A 25,953-nucleotide genomic window follows, 5' to 3' on the forward strand; every position below is an offset into this window, starting at 1 on the left:
CTCATGGCCGTCGTCCGTGACCTGCGCGTCTTGCTGCGCTTCAAGGATTTCCGACGCCTTCTCGGCATACGGCTGCTCTCGCAGGGCGCCGACGGCGTCTACCAGGTTGCGCTCGCCACCTACGTCGTCTTCTCCCCGGAGCATCAGGCCTCGGCCGCCGCGGTCGCCTCGGCGATGGCGGTGCTGTTGCTGCCGTACTCGCTGGTCGGCCCTTTCGCCGGAGTCCTGCTGGACCGCTGGCGGCGCCGTCAGGTCTTCCTGTACGGCAATCTGGTCCGCGCGGTCATGGCTGCGGCGACGGCCGTGCTGATGGTGGCCGCCGTCCCGGACTGGCTGTTCTACGTCTCGGCGCTGTGCGTCACCGCCGTCAACCGCTTCGTCCTCGCGGGGCTGTCCGCGGCGCTGCCACGGGTGGTCGACGCCGAGCGGCTGGTGATGGCCAACTCCCTGTCGCCGACCGCGGGCTCCCTGGCGGCCTTCGCGGGCGGCGGTCTCGCCTTCCTCGTGCGCCTGGCCGGTGCGGACTCCGACGCCGCCGTGGTGCTGCTCGGCGCCGCCCTCTATCTGTGCTCGGCCCTCGTGTCGCTGCTCATGGCTCCCGAGTTGCTCGGCCCCGACCCCGGCCCGGCGCGGCCGCGGCTGGGCGCCGCGCTGACCGGCACGGCGCGCGAGCTGGCGGCCGGCGTGCTCCATCTCGCGGCGCCGCCCCGCAGGGCAGCGGCCCGGGCGTTGATCTCGATGACGCTGATGCGCTTCTGCTACGGCGCACTGACGGTCATGGTGCTGATGCTGTGCCGCTACGGTCTGACGTCCTCCACCGGTGAGGGCCTGCGCCTGCTGGGGCTGGCCCTGGGGTTCTCCGGCGCCGGGTTCTTCGCCGCGGCGGTCGTGACCCCGTGGGCCGCGGGGCGGCTGGGCCCGGCCCGCTGGATCGCCGTGTGCGCCGGCTCGGCCGCCGTCCTGGAGCCCGCCCTCGGCCTTCCGTTCGCCACCGGCCCGCTGCTGGTCGCCGTCTTCGTCCTGGGGCTCACCACCCAGAGCGCGAAGATCGCCACGGACACGATCGTGCAGTCGGTGATCGAAGACGGTTTCCGTGGCCGGATCTTTTCCGTGTACGACGTGTTGTTCAACGTCGCCTTCGTGGGCGCCGCGGGCGTCGCCGCCCTGATGCTGCCACCGGACGGCCGCTCGGTCGTGCTCGTGGTCACGGTGGCCGTGATCTACGGGGGCGTTGCGGGATCTATGGCCCGGTTTGAACGCCAGTAAGTGTCACATCAATGACACAGACCCCCCACGGAGTGCGGGGTTGTCACCGGCGGGCTGTAGCTTACGTGCGTCTTATGTCGACGCCATGTTCGCGTCATCCTGCCTACGTTCCAGGGGGACTCCCACGTGACCACTCCGCCGCCCCAGGGCCAGAACCCGTACGCCCAGGCGCCCTCCGCTCCGATGGGGCAGCAGCCCGGCCAGCCGTACCCCCCTCAGCAGCCCTACGCCCCGTTCCCCCAGCAGCAGGGCGCGCCGGTTCCGCCGCCGCCCGCCCCGACGGGGCGCGGGGGCAAGAAGACGCTGCGCATCGTGGGCGGCATCCTCCTCGTCGTCATCGTCGCCCTGCTGAAGTTCGGCGGCGCTCTCGGGCTGGGCTGGTTCCTCGGCCGCGACGACGCTGAGACCACCTCGGTGGGCGCGTGCATGCACAACAAGGGCACGATGAGCGATCCGGACCTCAAGGAGGTCGACTGCTCGTCCAGTGAGGCGCAGTACAAGGTGGTTCAGAAGTTCGACGGCTCGACCGACCAGGACAAGTGTGAGGCCGTCACCGACGCGACGATCTCCTACGTCCAGTACGGCGGCGGCCACGATGTGGTGCTCTGCCTGAAGGAAAGCAAGTAGCACCCGTTGTCATGACGCAGGGGCGACGTTTCACGTGAAACGTCGCCCCTCTCGCGTGCCGGGGTCGTGTTTCACGTGAAACGCGACCCCGCCGCCCGTCTCAGCCCTGCTCGGCCCACCATTCCTTCAGGGCCGCCACCGCCGCGTCGTGCCCCATCGGGCCGTTCTCCAGGCGCAGCTCGAGCATGTGCTGGTAGGCGCGGCCGACGTCCGGGCCGGGCTTGATCCCCAGGATCTCCATGATCTGGTTGCCGTCCAGGTCCGGGCGGATCGCGTCCAGTTCCTCCTGCTCCTGCAACTGGGCGATGCGCTTCTCCAGGCCGTCGTAGGCACGGGAGAGAGCGGCCGCCTTGCGCTTGTTGCGCGTGGTGCAGTCGGAGCGGGTCAGCTTGTGCAGGCGGTCGAGGAGTGGGCCGGCGTCACGGACGTAACGGCGTACCGCCGAGTCCGTCCACCCGCTGGTGCCATAGCCGTGGAACCGCAGGTGCAGCTCGACGAGGCGGGAGACGTCCTTCACCAGCTCGTTGGAGTACTTCAGGGCGGTCATGCGCTTCTTGGTCATCTTCGCGCCGACCACCTCGTGGTGGTGGAAGGAGACCCGGCCGTCCTTCTCGAAGCGCCGGGTGCGCGGCTTGCCGATGTCGTGCAGCAGCGCGGCCAGTCGCAGCGTGAGGTCGGGGCCGTCCTCCTCCAGGGCCATCGCCTGCTCCAGGACGATCAGCGTGTGGTCGTAGACGTCCTTGTGCCGGTGGTGCTCGTCGCTCTCCAGACGCAGGGCCGGCAGCTCGGGCAGCACGTGGTCGGCGATTCCCGTGTCCACAAGAAGAGACAGGCCCTTGCGTGGGTAGGCGGACAGGATCAGCTTGTTGAGTTCGTCCCGTACGCGTTCGGCGGAGACGATCTCGATCCGTCCGGCCATCTCCTTCATCGCCGTGACGACCTCGGGGGCGACGTCGAAGTCGAGCTGGGCGGCGAAACGCGCGGCCCGCATCATGCGCAGCGGGTCGTCGGAGAAGGACTCCTCAGGCGTTCCGGGGGTGCGCAGCACGCGCCCCGCGAGGTCCTCCAGACCGCCGTGCGGGTCGATGAACCTCTTCTCCGGAAGGGCCACCGCCATCGCGTTGACGGTGAAATCCCGGCGGACGAGGTCTTCCTCGATGGAGTCGCCGTACGACACCTCGGGCTTGCGCGAGGTGCGGTCGTAGGCCTCGGACCGGTAGGTCGTCACCTCGATCTGGAAGGACCGGTCGGCGTCCTCGACGCGGGCCTGCTTCTGGGCGCCGACCGTGCCGAAGGCGATGCCCACGTCCCACACCGCGTCCGCCCAGGGCCGCACGATCTTCAATACGTCCTCGGGACGGGCGTCGGTCGTGAAGTCCAGGTCGTTGCCGAGCCGGCCGAGCAGCGCGTCCCGGACCGAGCCGCCGACCAGGGCGAGGGAAAATCCGGCCTCCTGGAAGCGGCGCGCGAGGTCGTCGGCGACGGGGGCCACTCGCAGCAGTTCGCTCACGGCGCGCTGCTGCACCTGGCTCAGGGCAGAGGAAGTGTCATCGTTGGCGTTCGGCACAACAGAAAAGGGTACGTGGCCCGGGCGCCGGGCCGCCGCTGCATAAGGGGCCCGACCGCGGCAACATGTACCGGCCCCGGCTTCTCCCCCTTCCTCGCCCGTCACTCCGTACCTCCGCTCAGCTCTCCGCCGTGCACAAGGCGCGTCTTTGTGACGTACTGAACAGCATCCCCGGATAGGGGCATATCCAGGGCGCTCGCGCCCCGCCATCGATCTTGTGGCTGCCTCCGTGGCACTTCCCCTTGGCGCGCATCGTTACCATGCGTGGACGCACATTCCGACGACCACTGACGACGACGAGGGACGGGCGAGCGCGTGGCCGAGGCGGCAGACTTCCAGGGGACCAGTCCCTCACCTGCCCGCCGCCTGTTGCGGCGGGCAGGGGCACTGCTCGCCGGGGCGCCCCTGCTGGCCGGTCTGCTCCAGTTCTCGGCCGCTCCCAGTGCGCACGCCACCGGCCAGGACTCGCTCCGAGCCGCCTCCGGCTCCCGCACGGTGGCCGTTTCCCTCGACTCGCTCAGCCCCAGCGTCCCCTCGGACGACGACACGCTGACCGTCTCGGGCACCGTGACGAACAACGGCAAGCAGGCGGTCACCGACGCCCACGTGGGTCTGCGCGTCGGCCAGGAACTGGGCACCCGCTCCGCGATCGACGACGTCGCCCGGCGGACGGATTTCGTACCCGGCGCCGACGGCCCGGAGATCGACGACAAGTACACCCAGAAGTTCGCCGAGCTTGCCCCCGGAGTCGCCGAGCACTTCAGCGTCTCTGTACCGGTCGACAAGCTGAACCTGGACGGGGACGGCGTCTACGAGCTCTCCGTCTCGCTGTCCGGCCAGACTTCCGCGCGGCCGTGGGAGCAGGTGCTGGGCATCCGGCACACCTTCCTGCCCTGGCAGGCCGGCGATGCGGACACAAAGACGAAGACGACGTTTCTGTGGCCGCTGATGTCCACCGCCCACATGACGGCGGAGACCGGCCCCGGCGCGCAGCAGACCCCGGTCTTCCTCAACGACGACCTCGCCAAGGACATCGCCCCCGGCGGCCGGCTGGAACGGATGCTGACCCTGGGCAAGGACTTGGACGTCACCTGGGTGATCGACCCGGATCTGCTGGCGTCCGTCGACGCCATGACGCGCAACTACCGCGTCCAGCCGAAGGCCGGCTCCACCCCGGTCGCCGGCACCCACCAGGCCGTGGCCAAGGAGTGGCTTGCGGAACTGCAGCAGGCGGTGGCGGGCAAGGAAGTCGTGGCGCTGCCCTTCGCCGACCCGGATCTGGCCTCCCTCGCCCACCACGGCACGAGCGTCACCGGATCGCTGAGCCAGCTCAAGGATGCCACCGATGTCGCCGGCAGCACGGTGGAAACCGTGCTCCACGTGAAGCCCGACACGGACTTCGCCTGGCCGGTGGACGGAGCCGTCGACCCGGCGATCGTCAGGGTCGCCACCTCCGCGGGCGCGGACAAGGTCATCGCGCGCAGCGACAGCATCCAGGAGTCCGACGCCCTGACCTACACGCCCTCCACGTCCCGGCCGGTCGGCGGGGGCACCACCGCAGTCGTCGCCGACGCACGGCTGTCGACGGCGTTCGAGGGTGACATGACGCGTGCCGGCACTGGCACACTCGCCGTGCAGCGTTTCCTGGCCCAGAGCCTGGCGCTGAACATCCAGACGAGCAAGCAGCGCAGCGTCGTCGTCGCCCCACAGCGCATGCCCAGCGTGAGCCAGGCGCAGGTCATGGCCCAGGCCCTCACCGCTCTGCAGCAGAGCACCTGGTCCCAGTCCCAGAACCTGGCCGCTGCGGCCAAGGCCAAGCCGGACCCCGAGGCCACGACCAAGATCCCTCCGGCCTCGGACTACCCTTCCTCGCTGCGCCAGCGTGAGCTCAGACACTCCGCCTTCGCGGTGATCGCCAGGACGCAGGACAAGGTCGACAACTTCAAGGTCGTGCTCACCGACCAGTCCCGGGTCGTCACGCCGTTCGGCCGGGCCATGAACCGCGAGATGTCCACGTCGTGGCGGGGCCGCAGGAGCGCGGCGGAGAGCTTCCGAGGCGGGGTGGAGGCCTATCTCGACGACCTCACCGACGAGGTCAAGCTGATCGACAAGTCGGAGACCAAGCTCTCCGGCCACAGCGCCACGATCCCCGTGACCGTGCAGAACAACCTGGTGCAGGGCGTCGACCATCTGGTGCTGCGGCTCACCTCCACCAACCCGACCCGCCTCAAGATCGGCGGCGAGGCCTACTGGGAGCAGCCGGTGGCGGTCTCCGGCGGCCACACCCAGTCCGTGAAGTTCCCCACGTCGGCCAACGCCAACGGTCCCGTCACGGTGATCGCCCAGCTCTACACGCAGGACGGCCAGGTGTACGGCGCGCCCGTCACCTTCGACGTGAAGGTCACCGAGATCACCGCCACCGTGATGCTGGTCATCGGGGGTGGCGTACTGCTCCTCGTCCTCGCCGGCTTCCGCATGTACACCCAGCGCAAGCGGGCGGCGGCCAGGGAAGAGGCGGAGGCCGGGCAGGAGAAGGACGACACCGAGGACGGCTCCGGCGACCTCGACGAGTCCGCTTCGAGCGAGGCCGGACCGAAGACCGGCGGACCGGAGAACCCCGAGACCCCTGCCGAGCGTCTCACGGAAGAGTCGGGATCGCGTTCTCGGGCAGAAGCCCCGGAGCACGCGAGTGACCCGGCACCGGACACCGCAGCGGAAAGCGCCGACCCGTCCGGCACGGGTGAGAAGGTGGACCGTTGAGGATGTCGTGGCCCGGAGGGCCCGGGACGATGAGGTGGGGTAAGCATGAACGCGCCGTACGACGGTGACCGCGGCCAGGGCGTGGACGGCTCGGGTCACCACGACGCACCGCCCCCTGAACACGGTCAGATGCCGCAACAGCCTCCGGCGGACATGTACCTCCAGGACGCCTACGCCGAGGACCCCTACCGGGCGCAGGACCTGACGGCCCAGGACCCGGTCGGCGAGGCGCTGTACGACCGTGCCGCGCACCCGCCGCCGCCCGCGGGCACGTACGAGCCGCAGCAGCCGCTGTACGGTGCCCCACAGCCGTCGCCGTACGCCCCCGATCCTCGCGTGTGGGCGCAGACCCCACCGCCGGAGCCGTCCGGCACCACCCAGTACCTGCCGTACGGCGAGGACCCCCGCACCACGCAGTTCGTGGGCGTCGACGACCTGGTCAGCCACTCCGGCGAGGAGCACCACGAACCGGACGCCTTCGCGCACCTCTTCCGCGACCAGCAGCAGGGCGGATACCAGGACCCGCGCCAGGTCGGCTACCAGACCCCCGAGGCGCAGGGCTACGACCCGCGGCAGAGCGGCTACCAGGCCGCCTCCTCTGGTCCGCACGGCTACCCGGCGCCGCAGGGGATGGGCGGGCGTCCGTCCATGGACGTTCCCTCGATCCCCGGCCCCGCTCCCGCCCCGGCAGGCACCGGTACCGTCGCTCCGCCGTCCGCTGCGGCCCCCGCGTCCGCTCCGGCGCCCGCTCCGGCGAAGAAGGGCGGCAAGGCCTCGGGCCTGCTGAAGTCGAGTGCGGTGATGGCGGCGGGCACTCTGGTCTCCCGACTCACCGGGTTCATCCGTTCCGCGCTGATCGCATCGGCGCTGGGCATCGGCCTGCTCGGCGACACCTTCCAGGTCGCGTACCAGTTGCCGACCATGATCTACATCCTGACCGTCGGTGGCGGCCTCAACTCGGTCTTCGTCCCACAGCTCGTCCGCTCCATGAAGGAGGACGAGGACGGCGGCGAGGCCTACGCCAACCGGCTCCTGACACTGGTCATGCTGGCCCTCGGCGTGCTCACCGTGGTCGCCGTACTCGGGGCCCCCTATCTGATCCGCCTGCTGTCCGACTCCGTCGCCAGCGACCCGCCGGCGAACGAGGTCGGCGTCACCTTCGTCCGGTACTTCCTGCCCTCGATCTTCTTCATGGGCATCCACGTGGTCATGGGACAGGTCCTCAACGCGCGCGGGAAGTTCGGCGCGATGATGTGGACGCCGGTGCTGAACAACATCGTCATCATCATCACGCTCGGCACCTTCATCTGGGTGTACGGCAGCGCCGCGCACTCCGGGATGAAGGTCACCAACATCCCGCCCGAAGGACAGCGGCTGCTCGGCGTCGGCGTGCTGCTCGGAATGGTCGTGCAGGCCCTGGCGATGATCCCGTACCTGCGCGAGTCCGGATTCCGGTTGCGTCCACGGTTCGACTGGCGAGGACACGGCCTGGGCAAGGCCATGACGCTGGCCAAGTGGACCGTGCTGTTCGTCCTCGCCAACCAGGCCGGAGCGCTCGTCGTCACCCAGTTGTCCACATCGTCGGGCAACCAGGCCCACATGGACGGCACCGGCTTCGCCGCCTACGCCAACGCCCAGCTGATCTGGGGCCTGCCGCAGGCCATCATCACCGTCTCCCTGATGGCGGCCCTGCTGCCGCGGATCTCCCGCTCGGCCCACGAGGACGATGCCGGCGCCGTCCGCGAGGACATCTCGCAGGGCCTGCGCACGACGGCCGTCGCGATCGTTCCGGTCGCTTTCGCCTTCGTCGCCATGGGCGTCCCGATCTGCACGCTGATCTTCGGCTCCGCCGGCACCGGCGCCGCCACGAACACGGGTTACATGCTGATGGCCTTCGGTCTCGGCCTCATCCCGTACTCCGTGCAATACGTCGTGCTGCGGGCCTTCTACGCCTACGAGGACACCCGCACGCCCTTCTACAACACGGTCATCGTGGCCGCGGTCAACGCGGGTGCCTCCGTCCTCTGTTACTACCTGCTTCCGGCCCGCTGGGCCGTGATCGGCATGTCCGCCGCCTACGGTCTCGCCTACGCCATCGGTGTGGGCGTCGCCTGGAGCCGGCTGCGCAAGCGGCTCGGCGGCGACCTCGACGGGGCGCGCGTGATGCGGACGTACACCCGGCTGTGCATCGCGGCGGTCCCGGCGGCGCTGCTCAGCGGCGCGGCCTGCTACGCCATCGGTCACTCCCTCGGCCAGGGCGTCATCGGGTCGTTCGCCGCGCTGCTGGCGGGCGGGGCCCTGCTGCTGGGCGTCTTCTTCGTCGCCGCCCGACGGATGCGCATCGAGGAACTCAACTCGCTCGTCGGCATGGTCCGTGGCCGTCTGGGACGTTGAGGCGGGGGTACACGCACAACCATCGTCCGCAGCTGTGTGTCGTGCATAGCAGCGGACTGTGGGCACAATTGGTTTCGGCGTCGGACAGCGCGCAATGGATGGGGAGGCAGGAGCGACGGTGGCAGAACGGAGCACGGCTGCCGTCGACGTGGCAGACAACAGCGGCGACAAGTCGCTGACCGCGGAGGCGGACCAGTCCACGGCCGACGGGGTGGCCCAGAACCGGGAGCGGGACACGGACAACGACGAGGCGCAGGAAAACGCCGGGACCGAGCGTCCCGGAAGGAAGGCCTCACCGCCTGAACTGCACAGCGGTCACAAGCTGGCCAGACGCTACCGTCTCGAGGAGTGCGTCACCCGTCTGGACGGATTCAGCAGTTGGCGAGCGGTGGACGAGAAACTCCGCCGTGCCGTCGGCGTGCACGTCCTGCCCGCGGACCACAGCCGAGCCCGCGCGGTACTGGCCGCGGCCCGCTCCTCCGCCCTGCTGGGGGACCCCCGCTTCGTCCAGGTCCTCGACGCCGTCGAGGAGAACGATCTCGTCTACGTCGTCCATGAATGGCTGCCGGACGCCGTCGAACTGACGACGCTGCTGTCCGCCGGGCCTCTGGAGCCGCACGACGCCTACCAGTTGGTCAGCCAGGTCGCCTCCGCCATGGCCGCGGCGCACCGCGAGGGCCTCGCGCATCTGCGCCTGAACCCCAACGCCGTGCTGCGCGCCTCCACCGGCCAGTGGCGCATCCGCGGCCTGGCCGTGAACGCCGCGCTGCGCGGCATCAGCTCCGACACCCCGCAGCGCACCGACACCGAGGCGATCGGCGCCCTGCTGTACGCGGCGCTCACGCAGCGCTGGCCGTACGAGAACGACGCCTATGGCCTGACCGGTCTGCCCAAGGACATCGGGCTCATCCCGCCCGACCAGGTGCGCGCCGGTGTCCATCGCGGTCTGTCCGAGCTGTCCATGCGCGCCCTCGTCAACGACGGTGCCACCGCCTCCCGCCACGAGTCTCCGTGCACCACTCCGGAGGAACTGGTCAAGGCGATCGGTGAGATGCCGCGGATCCGTCCGCCGGAGCCCTCGTTCACCACACCGCCGGAGTATCAGGGCACGTCCTACCAACAGGGCACTTATGGTCGTCCGGTCCCGCGTCCCGGCGCCGGCCAGCCTGTTCCGGCCCCGCCGCCCGCGCTGCAGAGCCGCACGGGCAAGGCCCTGAAGTGGGCCGTGTCCGCGCTCCTCATCGCCGCGCTCGGACTGGGCAGCTGGCAGCTCGCCGACGCCTTGATGGACCAGGGCGGCAAGTCCACCAAGGACAGCCAGACTCAGACGCAGGACGGCGGCAACAAGAACGAGCATCAGCCGAAGCCGCCCCGACCGATCGCCATCAGCAGAGTCCATGACTTCGACCCGTTCGGAGACGGCTCGGAAAAGTCGTCCGACACGGGCAAAGTGGTAGACGGTGATCCGAGTTCGTACTGGCAGACCGACTACTACACGAGTGCGGACTTCGGGAGGCTGAAGTCCGGGCTGGGCGTCATTCTCGATCTCGGCAAGGTCCAGCAGGTCGGAAAGGTGACCGTCTCGTTCGTCGGGTCGACGTCCGTCGAACTACGTGCCGCGAGTGGGGACGGAGGGACGGAGCCGACATCCTTCGGCAGCTACGCCAAGGTCGCATCGGGTTCCGGCACGAGTGTGACGCTCAAGCCTGGTCGTCCTCTCACAGCGCGCTATCTCCTGGTATGGCTCACGAAGCTGCCGTTGCAGACGGACGGCACCTACCGGGCCAGAGTGGCGGACATCAAGGTGACCACCTGATCAGGTACCACCGTCAACAGACGGCGGTTGTCGGGCGAGGGGGGTGAAGGTGCGTGCCGCAGGGCCTCGAAGGCGTCTCCGATCATGAGCTTCTGACCCGCCATGTGGCGGGCGACCCCGACGCCTTCGGTGAGCTTGTGCGGCGGCACCGTGACCGGCTCTGGGCGGTCGCCCTGCGCACGCTGGGGGACCGCGAGGAGGCCGCCGACGCCGTGCAGGACGCGTTTGTCTCCGCCTACCGCGCCGCCCACACCTTCCGCGGCCAGTCGGCCGTCACGACCTGGCTGCACCGGATCACGGTGAACGCCTGCCTGGACCGGGCCCGCAAGGCAGCCACCCGGAGGACCTCTCCGGTGGACGACACCGAGCGACTGGAACAGCTCCTGGAGCCGCACGAGTCGGCCTCGGCGCCCGCCGAGCGCAACGACGTGCAGCGGCAGCTCGTCGAGGCGCTGGGCACCCTCCCGCCCGACCAGAGGGCCGCCCTGGTGCTGGTGGACATGCAGGGCTATCCCGTCGCCGAGGCCGCCCGCATCCTCGATGTACCCACCGGAACGGTGAAGAGCCGCTGTGCCCGGGGCAGAGCCAGACTTCTGCCCTTGCTCACCCATCTACGGCCGGGCGGGCCCGGTGACGACAAGGACGAGAAAGAGCCGGGCACGGGACGGAACCGGACGCAGGGGACATCCGTCCCACCGGCAGCGGCATCCCGGATCAGGGATGCGCAGGACCCCGGGCCACATGATTCAGCTGCTGTGAAGGGCGGAGGTGGGCGAGCGTGACATTCACGACGGATACGGCCGGGCACCCGGACGTCGCCGAGATCTCCGAGCTCACCGAAGGCCTGCTGCCTCCCTCCCGGGCCGAGGAACTGCTCCGGCACCTGGAGGAGTGCTCCTCCTGTGCCGACGTCCATGAGTCGCTGGAGGAGATCCGAGGGCTGCTCGAGGCCCCGGTGGAGCCCGTGGAGATGCCCCTGGACGTCGTGGAACGGATCGACGCGGCTCTTGCCGCCGAACGCGCCGGCGGAATCACCATCGACCGCACCCTCGACCGAGCCGTCCAGGACACCGGCGACGGTGACCACGCGCGCGTTTCACGTGAAACATCGTGCCCTGACCGCCCGGCGGGTCACGCCCGCACCGATGGCACCGGGCCGGGCCGCAAGACCCGCACCCGTCGCGGGCGCCGTCGGGTCGCCGTCCTCGGCACCGCCCTCACCGTCGCCGCCCTGGGCGTCGCGTCGGTAGTGCTGACATCCCGGCACGACGACCAGGGGTCCGACAGCACAGCTCACGGCCGGTCGAGCGCCTCCGCGGACACCTTCTCGGAGGGGACGCTCAAGAACCGGGTCACGAGTCTCCTCGACAAGACGCAGAAGGCTCAGGGCACCACCCACGCACCGCACAGCTTCGGTGCGGGTTCGGACCCGGGACCCGACAAGCCGAACCTTCTCAAGAGCGCGCCCACCGTCTCGGTTCCCCCGTGTGTCCTGGAAGACCTGGGAAGCAGCGCGAACCCGCTCGCCGCCGAGGCGGGCACCTACGGCGGTAAAGACGCCTATCTGCTGGTACTGCCCGACGCCTCCGGGAACGGCACCCACGTCACGGCCTACGTCGTCGACGCGACGTGTGTCCACCGCCCCTCGGCCGCCGCCACGGTTCTGCTCTCACGCTCCTACACGCGTTCCTGAGGCGAACGCCAACTCGTCTGGCTGCTCGGTACTCCCATCATCGAGGTAGCTCCGTGTGGCCGGGCGCACCGGGAATGTACGCCCCTTAGGATCCGTTGGGTGGGGTGAGAGCAATGAGCAAGGCTCCCCCCGGCAGTAGGTCACAGTCCAGAGACGAGGAATCAAGCCGTGAGCGACGTCCGTAACGTGATCATCATCGGCTCCGGGCCTGCCGGCTACACGGCGGCGCTCTACACCGCGCGCGCGTCGCTGAAGCCGCTGGTGTTCGAGGGCGCCGTCACCGCGGGGGGTGCGCTGATGAACACCACCGAGGTGGAGAACTTCCCCGGCTTCCGTGACGGCATCATGGGCCCCGAGCTCATGGACAACATGCGCGCCCAGGCCGAGCGCTTCGGCGCCGAGCTGGTGCCGGACGATGTGGTCGCCGTCGACCTGACGGGCGAGATCAAGACCGTCACGGACACCTCGGGCACGGTGCACCGCGCCAAGGCCGTGATCGTCACCACCGGCTCGCAGCACCGCAAGCTCGGCCTGCCGAACGAGGACGCCCTCTCCGGTCGCGGTGTCTCGTGGTGTGCCACGTGTGACGGCTTCTTCTTCAGGGAGCAGCACATCGCGGTGATCGGTGGTGGTGACACCGCCATGGAGGAGGCCACCTTCCTCTCCCGCTTCGCCAAGTCCGTCACCATCGTCCACCGCCGGGACACCCTGCGTGCCTCCAAGGCCATGCAGGAGCGCGCCTTCGCCGACCCGAAGATCAAGTTCGTCTGGGACAGCGAGGTGGCGGAGATCCAGGGTGAGCAGAAGCTCTCCGGGCTGAAGCTGCGCAACATCAAGACGGGTGAACTCTCGGACCTGCCGGTGACGGGACTGTTCATCGCGATCGGCCACGACCCGCGGACCGAGCTCTTCAAGGGCCAGCTGGACCTGGACGAGGAGGGCTACCTGAAGGTCGCCTCACCCTCGACCCGTACCAATCTCACCGGCGTCTTCGGCGCCGGTGACGTGGTCGACCACACCTATCGGCAGGCCATCACCGCGGCCGGCACCGGCTGCTCCGCCGCTCTCGACGCCGAGCGCTTCCTCGCCGCCCTCGCGGACAACGAGCAGAAGGCCGAGCCCGAGAAGACCTCTGTCTGAGACCCCAACCCACCCCACCACCCGCATCAGTTAAGGAGCCCGCCGTGGCAGGCACCCTGAAGAACGTGACCGACTCCTCCTTCGAGGAGGATGTCCTCAAGAACGACAAGCCCGTCCTGGTGGACTTCTGGGCCGCCTGGTGCGGTCCCTGCCGCCAGATCGCGCCGTCCCTCGAGGCGATCGCCGCCGAGTACGGCGAGAAGATCGAGATCGTCAAGCTCAACATCGACGAGAACCCGGGTACGGCCGCCAAGTACGGCGTCATGTCGATCCCGACGCTGAACGTCTACCAGAACGGCGAGGTCGCCAAGACCATCGTCGGCGCCAAGCCGAAGGCCGCGATCCTGCGCGACCTCGAGGACTTCATCGCCGAGTGACTCGGTAGGCCGTCGAGCAGACGGTGCATGTTTCACGTGAAACACGAATGGGCCAACCCTCTGGGGTCGGCCCATTCGTGTTGGACGGCGACACTGGGCGGCCCTCACAGCGGTCGGAGTGCCGGCTCCTTCTGCACCGCTCCCAGTAGCCGATCGATCGCCATTTCCACGTCTTCCCGCCAGGAGAGGGTCGATCGCAGCTCCAGCCGCAGCCGAGGGTAGGTCGGGTGATGCCGGACCGTCTTGAAGCCGACCGCCAGCAGGTGGTCGGCCGGCAGCACACAGGCAGGTTCCTTCCACCGGGCGTCGCCGAAGGCCTCGATGGCCTTGAAGCCCCGGCGCAGCAGATCCTTCGCAACCGTCTGGACCAGCACGCGCCCCAGGCCCTGTCCCTGATAGCCCGGCATGATGAAGCCGGTCATCAACAGCACCGCGTCCGCAGACGCCGGGCTCGTGGGAAAGGCCATGGACCGCGGCACATAGGCAGGGGGAGCGTAGAGCACGAAGCCCACCGGTACGTCGTCGACGTAGACCACTCGGCCACAGGAACCCCAGTCCAGGAGGACGGCGGAGATCCACGCCTCCTTCTCCAGCGCCGGCGTACCTGCCTTCACCGCGGCTTGGCCACTGACAGGATCCAGTTCCCAGAAGACACACGCACGGCAGCGCTTGGGGAGGTCCTGGAGGTTGTCCAGCGTGAGCGGTTGGAGCCTACGGCCCATGAAGGCTGATCCTCGCTTCCTGCGCCCGCGACGTCACGAGCGGCCGTCAACCAGACGTGCTGCCGGAATGATGCGCCGTACCTGATCGCATCGTATCCAGGAAGCGATTGCATCGATACCGCCTCAAAGCAAAGGACGGACCGTGTTCCGGTATAGACCGGACACGGCCCGTCCCAGTCGGGCCTCTTCTGTCATGCGTGCGAATCGAAGCCGTCTGCCCTCGCCGAAGCCGTCCCTTACGCAAGGGGGCTCAGTCGTCCGCCTCCTCCGGTTCGCCCTCCACGAGGCTCTTCTGGAGGACTGGGCCCTCGCCGGGGGCCAGGGTGCCGAGGATGCGCTCCAGGTCTTCCATGGAGGCGAACTCGACGGTGATCTTGCCCTTCTTCTGGCCCAGGTCCACCTTCACCCGGGTCTCGAAGCGGTCGGACAGCCGGGTCGCAAGATCCGACAGCGCGGGAGAGACCCGGGCCCCGGCACGGGGGCCCTTGGACCGCGGTACCGCCTGCGGCCGCGCACCCATCAGCTGCACGATCTCCTCGACGGCACGCACCGAGAGTCCCTCGGCCACGATCCGGCGGGCCAGCCGGTTCTGCTCCTCCGGGTCCTCGACCGACAGCAGAGCCCGAGCGTGTCCGGCGGACAGCACTCCGGCAGCGACCCGGCTCTGCACCGCGGCCGGCAGCTTCAGCAGCCGCAGCGTGTTCGAGACCTGCGGACGGGACCGGCCGATGCGGTCGGCCAGCTGGTCATGAGTGCAGTTGAAGTCCTTCAGCAGCTGGTCGTAGGCCGCCGCCTCTTCCAGCGGGTTCAGCTGCGCTCGGTGGAGGTTCTCCAGCAGGGCGTCCAGAAGAAGCTTCTCGTCGTCCGTGGCCCGCACGATCGCCGGGATCGCCTCGAGCCCCGCCTCGCGGCAAGCCCGCCAGCGTCGCTCACCCATGATGAGCTCGTACCGCTCGGGATTGAGCTGCCGTACGACGACGGGCTGGAGGAGGCCGACCTCCTTGATGGAGGTGACGAGTTCGGCGAGCGCGTCCTCGTCGAAGACCTCACGCGGCTGGCGCGGGTTCGGCGTGATGGAGTCGAGAGGGATCTCCGCGAAGTGGGCTCCCATGGGAGGGGCCGGCACGTCCGGGGTGCCGCTCGCCGGCAGCTCCTCCGTTTCACGTGAAACAGAGGGCAGTGCCGTCACCTTCGCCGCGGCCACCCCGCGATCACTGCGATCAGCGGTCAGTACCGGAACGGCCGCAGGTGATGTGGAGGCGGCGCCCCCGACCGCCGCCGGCGCCGACGGCCTCTCTCCTGTGGGGGCAGGTGGGATCAGTGCTCCCAGGCCACGGCCCAGCCCCCTTCGTCGCTCGCTCACTGAATCCCCTCCACCATGCTCGGGTCGCTCTGTGCGCCGATGTGGGCACCCGTGGGGTCATAACTGACGCCAACGCCCTTCAGCGCGATTTCTCGTGCCGCCTCGAAGTAGGAGAGGGCACCGCTCGAACCTGGATCGTAAGTCAGCACCGTCTGTCCGTAGCTGGGCGCCTCGGAGATTCGGACGGAACGAGGAATGCTCGTCCTCAGCACCTCGTCGCCGAAGTGGCTGCGCACCTCTTCCGCGACCTGGGACGCCAGGCGCGTCCGGCCGTCATACATGGTGAGCAGGATGGTCGAGACGTGCAGGGCGGGATTGAGGTGCCCGCGGACCAGGTCGACGTTGCGCAGCAGTTGCCCCAAGCCCTCGAGCGCGTAGTACTCGCACTGGATCGGGATGAGAACCTCCTGCCCGGCGACCAGCGCATTGACCGTCAGCAGGCCGAGCGAGGGCGGGCAGTCGATGAGGATGTAGTCCAGCGGCTGTTCGTAGGCCTGGATCGCCCGCTGCAACCGACTCTCTCGGGCCACCAGGGACACCAGCTCGATCTCCGCACCGGCGAGATCGATCGTGGCGGGGGCGCAGAAGAGACCTTCGACGTCGGGAACGGGCTGGACGACCTCTGCCAGCGGCTTGCTCTCCACCAATACGTCATAGATGGAGGGCACTTCGGCATGGTGGTCGATACCGAGTGCGGTGGAGGCATTCCCCTGGGGATCGAGGTCGACCACCAGGACGCGACTGCCGTGCAGAGCCAGTGAAGCGGCAAGATTGACGGTCGTCGTCGTCTTGCCCACGCCACCCTTCTGGTTGGCCACCACGATGACTCGGGTCTGTTCGGGCCGCGGAAGGCCCTCACCGGCGCGGCCTAGAGCCTCGACCGCCAGTTGGGCAGCACGACCGATCGGAGTGTCGTCCATCGGGGGCAGTGTTTCACGTGAAACATTCTCCCCCATCGACTCGGTACGGGGACCGGGGACCGGATCGGTCATCGGTCCCGCGATGTTGGCGTCGGACCGCAAGGATTCACTCTCCTCGACTTCAGGCTCGCAATGAACAGAGCCTCCCATGCCATCGGGGTCGCGAACCAGTGAGGGCTGGCGTTCTGTGGAGAAATCCACCTCTGTGGACAACCCCGTTCCCTTTCCGAGTGAACCGAGCGGCTTACGATCGCGGGGTTGGGCCGCAGCGCGACCACGGTTGATGATGCCGTGCAACAGTGAGCGATGTTTCACGTGAAACACGATGCACAGCAGCCGTGGCCGAACTGTCGCGACACTCCGTTATGTGCAGGTTGGGCAGCTTGTGTGGAGTACGCCCGATCATGTGAGCCGGCCATCGGCGCCCCCACGACAGGAGTTGTCAGCGACGGCGTCGCGTACGCCCTGTCCGGGCCGCCTTCGCCCGCTTGGCCGCGAAGCGCACACCACCCGGGCTCTCTCCGACCTCGACGCGCACCACTGTGGACAGCGGATCCACGACGCCCTCACCCACATGCAGGATGGACGTCTCCACCGCGCCGAGCTTGCTCAGAGCGGTGGACGCGCTCTTCAGTTCCTCCTCGGCCGTATCACCCTTGAGGGCGAGCATCTCGCCGTACGGGCGCAGCAGGGGAATGCCCCAGGTGGCCAGCCGGTCCAGTGGGGCAACGGCCCGAGCGGTCACCACGTGGACCGGCGGAATCTTGCCCATGACCTCCTCGGCCCGCCCCCGGACGACCGTCACATGGTCCAGTCCGAGGAGCTCGACGACCTCCGTGAGGAAGGTGGTACGCCGCAGCAGCGGCTCCAGCAGCGTGATCTTCAGGTCGTCCCGGACCAGCGCCAGGGGAATACCCGGCAGACCCGCGCCGGAGCCGACGTCGCACACCGTCACCTGCTCGGGGACGACCTCGGAGAGCACCGCACAGTTCAGCAGGTGCCGCTCCCACAGACGGGGTACCTCACGCGGGCCGATGAGCCCTCGCTGAACTCCTGCCTCGGCCAGCAGCTCGGCGTACCGGACCGCATCCGCGAAGCGATCACCGAATACGTCGCGTGCCTGCTCGGGCGCAGGGGGGAGCTCCGCTGCCTCCGTCACGAAGACCGTCCTTCCGTACCGCATCAGCGCTCTCGGCGCCGACCACCAGAACTACCAGGCTGACAAGATTGCGGCCCCGCCTGCGCAACAGACGGGGCCGGTGGAGTGTGAGACCGCTCAGGCGGGAAGCACGACGACGAAGCGCTGCGGCTCCTCGCCCTCGGACTCGCTGCGCAGGCCCGCGGCCTTGACCGCGTCGTGCACGACCTTGCGCTCGAAGGGGGTCATCGGCTTCAGCTTCACGGGCTCGCCGCTGCTCCTGGCCTCCGCCGCGGCCTTGGCACCCAGCTCGGACAGCTCGGTCCGCTTCCTGGCCCGGTAGCCCGCGACGTCCAGCATGAGGCGGCTGCGATCGCCCGTTTCCCGGTGCACCGCCAGGCGAGTGAGCTCCTGCAGCGCCTCCAGCACCTCGCCGTCCCGGCCGACCAGCTTCTGCAGGTCACGGCTGCCGGTGTCGCTGATGATCGAGACAGAGGCGCGGTCGGCCTCGACATCCATGTCGATGTCGCCGTCGAGGTCGGCGATGTCCAGCAGACCCTCGAGGTAGTCCGCCGCGATCTCGCCCTCCTGCTCCAGGCGGGTCAGGGCGTCTGCACCCTCGGCAGCGGCGGGGGTGGTGCCTTCCGTCACGGGATGGGCTCCTTCTTACTTCTTGGACGGGGACTTGGGCCGCTGCGGGCCCTTGCGCTGCCCGGACTGCGCCTTGCTGCGCTGCGCGGGCTGGGCCTTGGCCCGGTCGCCGTTCCCGGACTTCGGGGCGGCCTCGCGGGCAGCGGCGGGCGGGACGTCCTGCGGCTCGCCGGACTTGCTCAGCGACGTCGACGGCGTATCGGGGTCGGCTTCACCGGCCCCGGCCGCCTTCGGACCGCCCGACTGGCGCTGGGCCTTGCTCTGTCGCTTGGGCTGCTGGCGTCGGGGCGTGCCAGCGGTCGCGGTGGTGGTGGTCGTGGTGGTTGTGCCGGCCTCGGACTGCGCGGTGACGGCGGCCTCGCTCCTCACCACGGTGCCGTCGGTCTGCGCCGCCAGTCCCGCCTTGTTCAGGCCGTTGATGAACTTGCGCTCGAACTCGTTGCGGTCCCGGCCCTTGACGACGATCGCCTTGACGATGGCCTTCTCGCGCCGGTTGCGGGTCTTGCCGTGGTGCGTCACGTGCTTGTACAGACGCTCCAGGTAGGCGGCCTGAGCCTTGGAACCCGGGGTCGGGTTGTTGTGGATGACGTACATCTGCTGGCCCATGGTCCACACGTTGGTGGTCAGCCAGTAGACGAGGACACCGACCGGGAAGTTGATGCCGAAGACGGCGAACATGACCGGGAAGACGTACATCAGCATCTTCTGCTGCTGCATGAACGGCGTCTTCACCGTCGTGTCGACGTTCTTGGTCATCAGCTGGCGCTGCGTGTAGAACTGCGAGAACGACATCAGGACGATCATGACCGCGGTCACGACCCGGACGTCGGTCAGCGAGGCGCCGAGGGCCGCGACCTTGTCCGAGCTGTCCATGAACTTGGCCGCGAGCGGCGCGCCGAAGATGTGGGCCTGACGGGCGCTGGCGAGCAGCTGGTCGTCGATGACGCCGATCGTCTTGCCCGTCGCGATGCCGTTGAGCACGTGGTACAGGGCGAAGAAGAACGGGGACTGCGCCAGGATGGGAAGGCACGAGGAGAGCGGGTTGGTGCCCGTCTCCTTGTACAGCTTCATCATCTCTTCGGACTGGCGCTGCTTGTCGTTCTTGTAGCGCTCCTGGATCTTCTTCATCTCCGGCTGGAGCGTCTGCATCGCGCGCGTCGCCTTGATCTGCTTCACGAAAAGCGGGATCAGGCAGATACGGATCAGGATCACCAGGGACACGATGGACAGGCCCCAGGCCCACCCGGTGTCAGGTCCGAAGATCGCCCCGTACACCTTGTGGAACTGGACGATGACCCAGGAGACGGGCCAGGTGATGAAACTGAAAAGACTGGCAATCGTGTCCACTAATCATGCTCCTTGGGCATGGGACGAGGTCTTCGCGGCCGGGCTCGACGGGATGATCCCGTCGGTGGCCGTTTCGGCGGCGGAGGGCCCGCCCTTGCGTGCACGCCAGGCGTCACGCAACAGTTCGTGCCACCGCGGTCGCTTGCGCGGAGGAACGTGATCCACACCACCCAGCGACCACGGATTGCACCGCAGGATCCGCCAGGCGGTGAGCGCTGTTCCCTTCACCGCACCGTGCCGGTCGATGGCCGTGTAGCCATAGTGGGAACACGACGGGTAGTACTTGCACACCGGCCCGAGCAACGGGCTGATGGTCCACTGGTAGAGCTTGATCAGAGCCAGCAGCGGGTACTTCATCGCGAGCCCCCTCCCAGCAGTCGTCGAAGGGCGGCGTCCAGGTCTCGAGCCAGCTGTGCATGATCGGCGTCACCGGCTCCGGGCAGCGCTCGTACGACTACCAGGCTACCGGGGGGCAGCAAGGCGACTCGGTCACGCATCAGATGGCGAAGTCTGCGCTTCACGGCGTTGCGCACGACCGCGCCACCCACTGCCTTGCTCACGACGAAACCCGCACGCGGCGGGGGAGCGCTCTCCCCTGGCGCGTGCGGGTCCGTGGCACCGCTACGAAGGTGGACGACAAGGAGTGGGCGTCCTGCCCGGCGCCCTCGTCGTACCGCGGTCGCGAAGTCCTCGCGCCGCCTCAGCCGGTTCTCGGTGGGCAGCACGACGGCATGACCTGACCGGGATCAGGCGGACAGACGGGCGCGACCCTTGCTACGGCGGGACGCGAGAATCGCGCGGCCGGCACGGGTGCGCATACGCAGCCGGAAGCCGTGGGTCTTCGCGCGACGACGGTTGTTCGGCTGGAAGGTGCGCTTGCTCACTCGGGGGCTCCAGAAAGAATCGGTAGTGGCGGGGTGCCGTCCTGGCTGTCACCGTGCGCCCACGAGTAGCTCGCAGTAACGCCCGAGTGCACCGCTTACCGATCACCTTGACGCGATCTGTGCCCATCGGAGGCAGGCGGCAGCAGCCATCGACAACTCGACCTGGTTACGGTACGCGGGGCTGCGCCATCCGGTCAAACCAGCACCACGGGAGCGCCGCTTGTCCACAGGCTGGGGACAACAACTTGAACCCTGACCGCCGCCCTGACTACCGTGGCTGGACTCCCATTCGTCGACTTGTCCCCCGTTTACACCCCACCCCGTCCCGAACCACACGTTCGTGGGAACCCGTGAGAGAGCGTGCCCTGTGGCTGACGTACCCGCCGATCTTGCCGCAGTGTGGCCGCGAGTACTGGAACAGCTCCTCGGGGAGGGCCGCGGGCAGGGCGTCGAGACGAAGGACGAACACTGGATCCGGCGCTGCCAGCCACTCGCGCTGGTCGCGGACACCGCCCTGCTCGCCGTTCCGAACGAGTTCGCGAAGGGCGTCCTGGAAGGCCGGCTCGCCCCGATCGTCAGCGACACGCTGAGCCGGGAGTGCGGCCGCCCCATCCGTATCGCGATCACCGTCGACAGCTCCGTCGGCGAACCCCAGAACCCCACGCCCCCGGCGCCCGTCCCGCGCTACGAGGAGCAGGAGCTGCCCACCGGCCAGGGCGGCTACGAGGGCTACGGCCGCCACCGCGGCGAGCCGCGCCCCGACAGCCACCGCCCTTCCGGCCGCGCCGACCAGCGCCCGGCCGGCTCCGGCGAGCAGATGCCGCCCCCGCGCACCGGTCGGCAGCAGGCCGACGGCGCCGATCAACTGCCGACCGCCCGCCCGGCCTACCCCTCGGACTACCAGGACTACCAGCGCCCAGAGCCCGGCGCCTGGCCGCGCCCCGGCCAGGACGACTACGGCTGGCAGCAGCAGCGACTCGGATTCCCCGAGCGGGACCCCTACGCATCGCCGGGGGGCCAGGACGCGTACGGCCCGCGCGACGGCTACGGCCAGCAGGACTCCTACCCCGGGTCGCAGGACTACCGTCCACGGCCGATGGACCGCGCACCGTACGACCAGCCGCGCTCCGACTACGACTCCTCCCGCGCCGACTACGAGCAGCGCGACTACGACCAGCGGGACGCGGGCCGCCGCAACCTCCCCGAGCCTCCCGCGGGCTCCGGGCCGATGCGCCACGGCGCCCCCACCGGCCAGAACCCGTCCGGCACCTCGGGTATGGGCCCCTCAGGGCAGCCCGCACCGGCGAGCGGCCCGGGCGAGCCGACCGCGCGGCTGAACCCGAAGTACCTCTTCGACACCTTCGTCATCGGCGCGTCGAACCGCTTCGCGCACGCGGCGGCGGTCGCCGTCGCCGAGGCGCCGGCCAAGGCGTACAACCCGCTCTTCATCTACGGCGAGTCGGGACTCGGCAAGACGCACCTGCTGCACGCGATCGGTCACTACGCGCGGAGCCTGTACCCGGGCACACGCGTGCGGTACGTGAGCTCGGAGGAGTTCACCAACGAGTTCATCAACTCCATCCGCGACGGCAAGGGCGACAGTTTCCGCAAGCGCTACCGCGAGATGGACATCCTGCTCGTCGACGACATCCAGTTCCTGGCGGACAAGGAGTCGACGCAGGAGGAGTTCTTCCACACCTTCAACACGCTCCACAACGCCAACAAGCAGATCGTCCTCAGCAGTGACCGGCCGCCCAAGCAGCTGGTGACGCTGGAGGACCGGCTGCGCAACCGTTTCGAGTGGGGGCTGATCACGGACGTTCAGCCGCCCGAGCTGGAGACCCGCATCGCCATCCTGCGCAAGAAGGCGGTGCAGGAGCAGCTGAACGCGCCTCCGGAGGTGCTGGAGTTCATCGCCTCCCGGATCTCGCGGAACATCCGTGAGCTGGAGGGCGCGCTGATCCGGGTGACGGCGTTCGCCTCGCTCAACCGGCAGCCGGTGGACCTGGGCCTGACGGAGATCGTCCTCAAGGACCTCATCCCCGGCGGCGAGGACACGGCTCCGGAGATCACGGCGAGCGCCATCATGGCCGAGACCGCTCAGTACTTCGGACTGACCGTGGAGGATCTGTGCGGCACCTCACGCGGACGCGCGCTGGTGACCGCCCGGCAGATCGCCATGTACCTGTGCCGTGAGCTGACCGACCTGTCACTGCCGAAGATCGGCGCGCAGTTCGGCGGACGCGACCACACGACCGTCATGCACGCCGACCGCAAGATCCGCGCGCTGATGGCGGAGCGGCGCTCCATCTACAACCAGGTCACCGAACTCACCAACCGCATCAAGAACGGCTGACGGCCGCCGAGAGCAGCGCCGAGGGCGCCCCCAGGGGAACGACCCCCGGGGGCGCCCTCTCGTTATGCGTCGGCCCACCGGGCACCATTCCCCAGGCTCAGGACTGTCGGCCAGGGCCACCGCTGCCGCCCGGGGTCAGCCGGCCAGGACAGGCTCCCAGCGCTCGTCCAAGCCCCAGCACTGTCTCCCGAACCCCGCCGGGACCGTCGCTCGGGGGCGACGCCCGCCCGCGGCCGCCCGCGGCCGCCCCAGCCACCCGCGGCGCGGTGTTCGATTAAATGCCTGGTTACGGCCTCTCTCCACAGATTGGGTGAGTTTTTTCCGTCCACATCCTGGGGACTGCGAAGTTGTCCCGAACGGCATCCACAGGCACGCCACCCCACACCCATCGTCGCAGCTCAGCGGCCTGTGGACGCGTGGATGAGCGCTCTCCACAGACTGTGGACGAAGCGGAGATCCACAGGCTGTGCACGAAGTTGTCCACGGGCAACCCACAGGCTGCGGTCCGTTGTCCCCAATGATCCGTCCGTTCTCCACATCCCTGTCCACTGTTCGGCAACGCGGAGCCCCCGCTCACCGCGTCGAGTGAAAGCCGTCACACCAGGCTGCCGGACCGGGGTGTGGGCAACGTGCCCGGATCTGTGGACGCGGCTGGGGAGAAGTCACCGCGGGCTGTGGGCGAGGTGTGCAGAACTTTCCGTTCTCCACAGATGCCGTGAGTTGTCCACTGCCGTCACCCACAGGACCCGTGGACAAAATTTCCGCGCTGAGCTGGGCAAACGGGGTTATCCACGGTATCCACAGGCCCTACTACTACTCCCGACCAGTAAGAGTGCGGAACTCGTTTCGAAGCGGGTCCTGTGCACAACTCGCCCGCCGGAGCCCGACCGTCCCTCGGAGCGACTTGACCCCGACGGGCACCTACTGTCAGCGGTGTGCGTCAGACTGGTCCCCGGTGTCCTTCCCCTCGCAGTGGGCGGTGACACCGGGTCGGAGGACTCAGTGGCAACAGCAGGAGGCGGCTTACCGTGAAGATCCGGGTGGAACGCGACGTACTCGCGGAGGCAGTGGCCTGGGCGGCACGCAGCCTCCCGGCCCGTCCGCCGGCGCCTGTTCTCGCCGGCCTCCTGCTGAAGGCCGATGACGGCCAGCTGAGCCTGTCCAGCTTCGACTACGAGGTCTCGGCGCGGGTGTCGGTGGAGGCGGAGGTCGAGGAGGAGGGCACGGTCCTGGTCTCCGGTCGGCTGCTCGCCGACATCTCCCGTGCCCTGCCCAACCGTCCGGTGGAGATCTCCACAGACGGTGTACGGGCGACGGTCGTCTGCGGATCCTCCCGCTTCACGCTCCACACACTGCCTGTGGAGGAGTACCCGGCGCTGCCGCAGATGCCGAACGCGACGGGCACGGTCCCCGGCGAGGTCTTCGCGTCCGCCGTCGCGCAGGTGGCCATCGCCGCCGGCCGGGACGACACGCTGCCTGTCCTGACCGGTGTGCGTATCGAGATCGAGGGCGACACGGTCACCCTGGCCTCCACCGACCGCTACCGCTTCGCGGTCCGCGAGTTCCTGTGGAAGCCGGAGAACCCGGACGCCTCCGCGGTCGCCCTGGTGCCCGCCAAGACCCTGCTGGACACCGCGAAGGCGCTGACCAGCGGTGACAGCGTGACTCTGGCGCTGTCCGGCTCGGGTGCCGGTGAGGGTCTGATCGGTTTCGAGGGCGCCGGCCGGCGGACGACCACCCGGCTCCTCGAAGGCGACCTGCCCAAGTACCGCACGCTGTTCCCCACCGAGTTCAACAGCGTCGCCGTCATCGAGACCGCGCCGTTCGTGGAGGCCGTCAAGCGTGTGGCCCTGGTCGCGGAGCGCAACACCCCGGTGCGGCTGAGCTTCGAGCAGGGGGTGCTGATCCTGGAGGCCGGTTCCAGCGACGACGCACAGGCTGTGGAACGGGTCGACGCCCACCTCGAGGGCGACGACATCTCCATCGCCTTCAATCCCACGTTCCTGTTGGACGGTCTGAGCGCGATCGACTCTCCGGTGGCCCAGTTGTCGTTCACCACCTCGACCAAGCCGGCGCTGCTCAGCGGCAAGCCGGCGGTGGACGCGGAGGCGGACGAGGCCTACAAGTACCTGATCATGCCGGTGCGGCTGAGCGGCTGAGCGGCTGAGCCGCGCGACGTGGCGGCGCCGGTTCACAGCCTGTGGACCGGCGTGCGACAGCCTGTGGCCCAGTGCGGGACGAAGTCGCAGGTGGGGGCATACGTATGAGCGCGTATGCCCACGGATGTGCGCGAGAGTCCGGGTTTAGGCTCGGACGCGGGTACGAATGTGCCCCCACGCCACGTCGGACACCTAAGGACACAACTGATGGAGCTCGGTCTCGTCGGCCTCGGCAAGATGGGCGGCAACATGCGCGAGCGGATTCGCCGCGCGGGCCACACCGTCATCGGATACGACCGCAACCCGGACCTCGCGGACGTCCACAGCCTGCAAGAGCTTGTGGAGAAGCTGCAGGGCCCGCGCGTGGTCTGGGTGATGGTGCCGGCCGGTGCCCCGACCCAGTCGACCATCGACGAACTCGCCGAGCTGCTGCAGCCCGGCGACGTGGTCGTGGACGGCGGGAACTCGCGCTGGACGGACGACGAGAAGCACGCGAAGGAGCTGGCCGCCAAGGGCATAGGCTTCGTCGACTGCGGCGTCTCCGGCGGTGTCTGGGGCCTGGAGAACGGCTATGCGCTGATGTACGGCGGCGACCCGGAGAACGTCGCCAAGGTGCAGCCGGTCTTCGATGCGCTCAAGCCGGAGGGCGACTTCGGCTCGGTGCACGCGGGCAAGGTCGGCGCCGGGCACTTCGCGAAGATGGTCCACAACGGCATCGAGTACGCGATGATGCAGGCCTACGCCGAGGGCTGGGAGCTGCTGGAGAAGGTCGA

The 25,953-nt window shown here is 68.9% G+C and carries 22 protein-coding genes; 12 read left to right on the forward strand and 10 right to left on the reverse strand.

Going from position 1 to position 25,953, the window contains the following annotated elements; genetic code table 11:
• Window positions 1–3: 3 nt before the first annotated feature.
• Window positions 4–1,266, forward strand: coding sequence for an MFS transporter (locus ACWDUZ_RS31465; protein ID WP_451635203.1), 1,263 nt, complete (start codon window positions 4–6; stop codon window positions 1,264–1,266).
• A gap of 126 nt (window positions 1,267–1,392) precedes the next feature.
• Entirely contained in the window at window positions 1,393–1,893 is a 501-nt protein-coding gene (locus ACWDUZ_RS31470; RefSeq protein WP_451635204.1) for an LppU/SCO3897 family protein, read from the forward strand.
• 100 nt (window positions 1,894–1,993) lie between these two features.
• Here the strand turns inward: ACWDUZ_RS31470 and ACWDUZ_RS31475 are convergent, their stop codons facing one another.
• A complete protein-coding gene (locus ACWDUZ_RS31475) occupies window positions 1,994–3,460 on the reverse strand; it encodes a CCA tRNA nucleotidyltransferase (RefSeq protein ID WP_451635205.1) in 1,467 nt (488 codons plus the stop codon).
• A 315-nt stretch (window positions 3,461–3,775) separates the two neighbouring features.
• On the opposite strand from ACWDUZ_RS31475, the gene ACWDUZ_RS31480 reads away from it, so the two are divergent.
• From ACWDUZ_RS31480 to trxA, 7 genes are all read left to right on the forward strand, one after another.
• Entirely contained in the window at window positions 3,776–6,220 is a 2,445-nt protein-coding gene (locus tag ACWDUZ_RS31480; protein ID WP_451635206.1) for a DUF6049 family protein, read from the forward strand.
• Between the two features lie 45 nt (window positions 6,221–6,265).
• Window positions 6,266–8,614, forward strand: a complete 2,349-nt coding sequence (gene murJ / locus ACWDUZ_RS31485) for a murein biosynthesis integral membrane protein MurJ (protein ID WP_451635207.1) — start codon at window positions 6,266–6,268, stop codon at window positions 8,612–8,614.
• Between the two features lie 118 nt (window positions 8,615–8,732).
• On the forward strand, window positions 8,733–10,430 hold the full coding sequence (locus ACWDUZ_RS31490) for a serine/threonine protein kinase (RefSeq protein WP_451635208.1): 1,698 nt from the start codon (window positions 8,733–8,735) through the stop codon (window positions 10,428–10,430).
• 53 nt (window positions 10,431–10,483) lie between these two features.
• Entirely contained in the window at window positions 10,484–11,212 is a 729-nt protein-coding gene (gene sigM / locus ACWDUZ_RS31495; RefSeq protein ID WP_451635209.1) for an RNA polymerase sigma factor SigM, read from the forward strand.
• On the forward strand, window positions 11,209–12,123 hold the full coding sequence (locus ACWDUZ_RS31500; RefSeq protein ID WP_451635210.1) for an anti-sigma factor family protein: 915 nt from the start codon (window positions 11,209–11,211) through the stop codon (window positions 12,121–12,123). The genes sigM and ACWDUZ_RS31500 overlap by 4 nt, the downstream gene beginning before the upstream one ends.
• A gap of 168 nt (window positions 12,124–12,291) precedes the next feature.
• On the forward strand, window positions 12,292–13,263 hold the full coding sequence (gene trxB / locus ACWDUZ_RS31505; RefSeq protein WP_451635211.1) for a thioredoxin-disulfide reductase: 972 nt from the start codon (window positions 12,292–12,294) through the stop codon (window positions 13,261–13,263).
• Between the two features lie 44 nt (window positions 13,264–13,307).
• A complete protein-coding gene (gene trxA, locus ACWDUZ_RS31510; protein ID WP_451635212.1) occupies window positions 13,308–13,640 on the forward strand; it encodes a thioredoxin in 333 nt (110 codons plus the stop codon).
• A gap of 104 nt (window positions 13,641–13,744) precedes the next feature.
• Here trxA and ACWDUZ_RS31515 read toward each other — a convergent pair whose 3' ends face one another.
• The 9 genes from ACWDUZ_RS31515 to rpmH all read right to left on the reverse strand — a co-directional run bounded on the left by ACWDUZ_RS31515 (window position 13,745) and on the right by rpmH (window position 20,665).
• The gene (locus tag ACWDUZ_RS31515; RefSeq protein ID WP_451635213.1) at window positions 13,745–14,362 is read right to left on the reverse strand and encodes an N-acetyltransferase family protein; all 618 of its coding nucleotides are present in this window, start codon (window positions 14,360–14,362) and stop codon (window positions 13,745–13,747) included.
• Window positions 14,363–14,612: 250 nt separating this feature from the next.
• Window positions 14,613–15,725 (reverse strand): ParB/RepB/Spo0J family partition protein, encoded by a 1,113-nt coding sequence (locus tag ACWDUZ_RS31520; RefSeq protein WP_451635214.1) that lies wholly within the window; start codon window positions 15,723–15,725, stop codon window positions 14,613–14,615.
• Complete coding sequence (locus ACWDUZ_RS31525; protein WP_451635223.1) at window positions 15,722–16,795, reverse strand: ParA family protein; 1,074 nt, start codon at window positions 16,793–16,795, stop codon at window positions 15,722–15,724. Before ACWDUZ_RS31525 ends, ACWDUZ_RS31520 begins: the two co-directional genes overlap by 4 nt.
• Before the next feature lie 292 nt (window positions 16,796–17,087).
• The gene (gene rsmG / locus ACWDUZ_RS31530; protein WP_451635215.1) at window positions 17,088–17,804 is read right to left on the reverse strand and encodes a 16S rRNA (guanine(527)-N(7))-methyltransferase RsmG; all 717 of its coding nucleotides are present in this window, start codon (window positions 17,802–17,804) and stop codon (window positions 17,088–17,090) included.
• A 117-nt stretch (window positions 17,805–17,921) separates the two neighbouring features.
• On the reverse strand, window positions 17,922–18,434 hold the full coding sequence (locus tag ACWDUZ_RS31535) for a Jag family protein (RefSeq protein WP_451635216.1): 513 nt from the start codon (window positions 18,432–18,434) through the stop codon (window positions 17,922–17,924).
• A 15-nt stretch (window positions 18,435–18,449) separates the two neighbouring features.
• The gene (gene yidC, locus ACWDUZ_RS31540; protein ID WP_451635217.1) at window positions 18,450–19,781 is read right to left on the reverse strand and encodes a membrane protein insertase YidC; all 1,332 of its coding nucleotides are present in this window, start codon (window positions 19,779–19,781) and stop codon (window positions 18,450–18,452) included.
• A 3-nt stretch (window positions 19,782–19,784) separates the two neighbouring features.
• Complete coding sequence (gene yidD, locus ACWDUZ_RS31545; RefSeq protein WP_306184577.1) at window positions 19,785–20,138, reverse strand: membrane protein insertion efficiency factor YidD; 354 nt, start codon at window positions 20,136–20,138, stop codon at window positions 19,785–19,787.
• Window positions 20,135–20,506: a ribonuclease P protein component gene (gene rnpA / locus ACWDUZ_RS31550; protein ID WP_451635218.1), complete on the reverse strand. Its 372-nt coding sequence runs from the start codon at window positions 20,504–20,506 to the stop codon at window positions 20,135–20,137. Before rnpA ends, yidD begins: the two co-directional genes overlap by 4 nt.
• Before the next feature lie 21 nt (window positions 20,507–20,527).
• Window positions 20,528–20,665: a 50S ribosomal protein L34 gene (gene rpmH / locus ACWDUZ_RS31555; RefSeq protein ID WP_003956500.1), complete on the reverse strand. Its 138-nt coding sequence runs from the start codon at window positions 20,663–20,665 to the stop codon at window positions 20,528–20,530.
• Window positions 20,666–21,032: 367 nt separating this feature from the next.
• Here rpmH and dnaA point away from each other — a divergent pair, with 367 nt between their 5' ends.
• The 3 genes from dnaA to ACWDUZ_RS31570 form a co-directional block, all read left to right on the forward strand.
• A complete protein-coding gene (gene dnaA / locus ACWDUZ_RS31560) occupies window positions 21,033–23,021 on the forward strand; it encodes a chromosomal replication initiator protein DnaA (RefSeq protein ID WP_451635219.1) in 1,989 nt (662 codons plus the stop codon).
• Between the two features lie 1,028 nt (window positions 23,022–24,049).
• Window positions 24,050–25,180 carry a DNA polymerase III subunit beta gene (gene dnaN, locus ACWDUZ_RS31565; RefSeq protein WP_451635220.1) on the forward strand — a complete coding sequence of 377 codons (1,131 nt, stop codon included), beginning with the start codon at window positions 24,050–24,052 and terminating at the stop codon, window positions 25,178–25,180.
• A gap of 207 nt (window positions 25,181–25,387) precedes the next feature.
• Window positions 25,388–25,953, forward strand: a 566-nt coding sequence (locus ACWDUZ_RS31570) for an NADP-dependent phosphogluconate dehydrogenase (protein ID WP_451635221.1), incomplete at its 3' end; no start/stop codon positions are given.

The organism is Streptomyces sp. NPDC003393 (assembly GCF_053589015.1).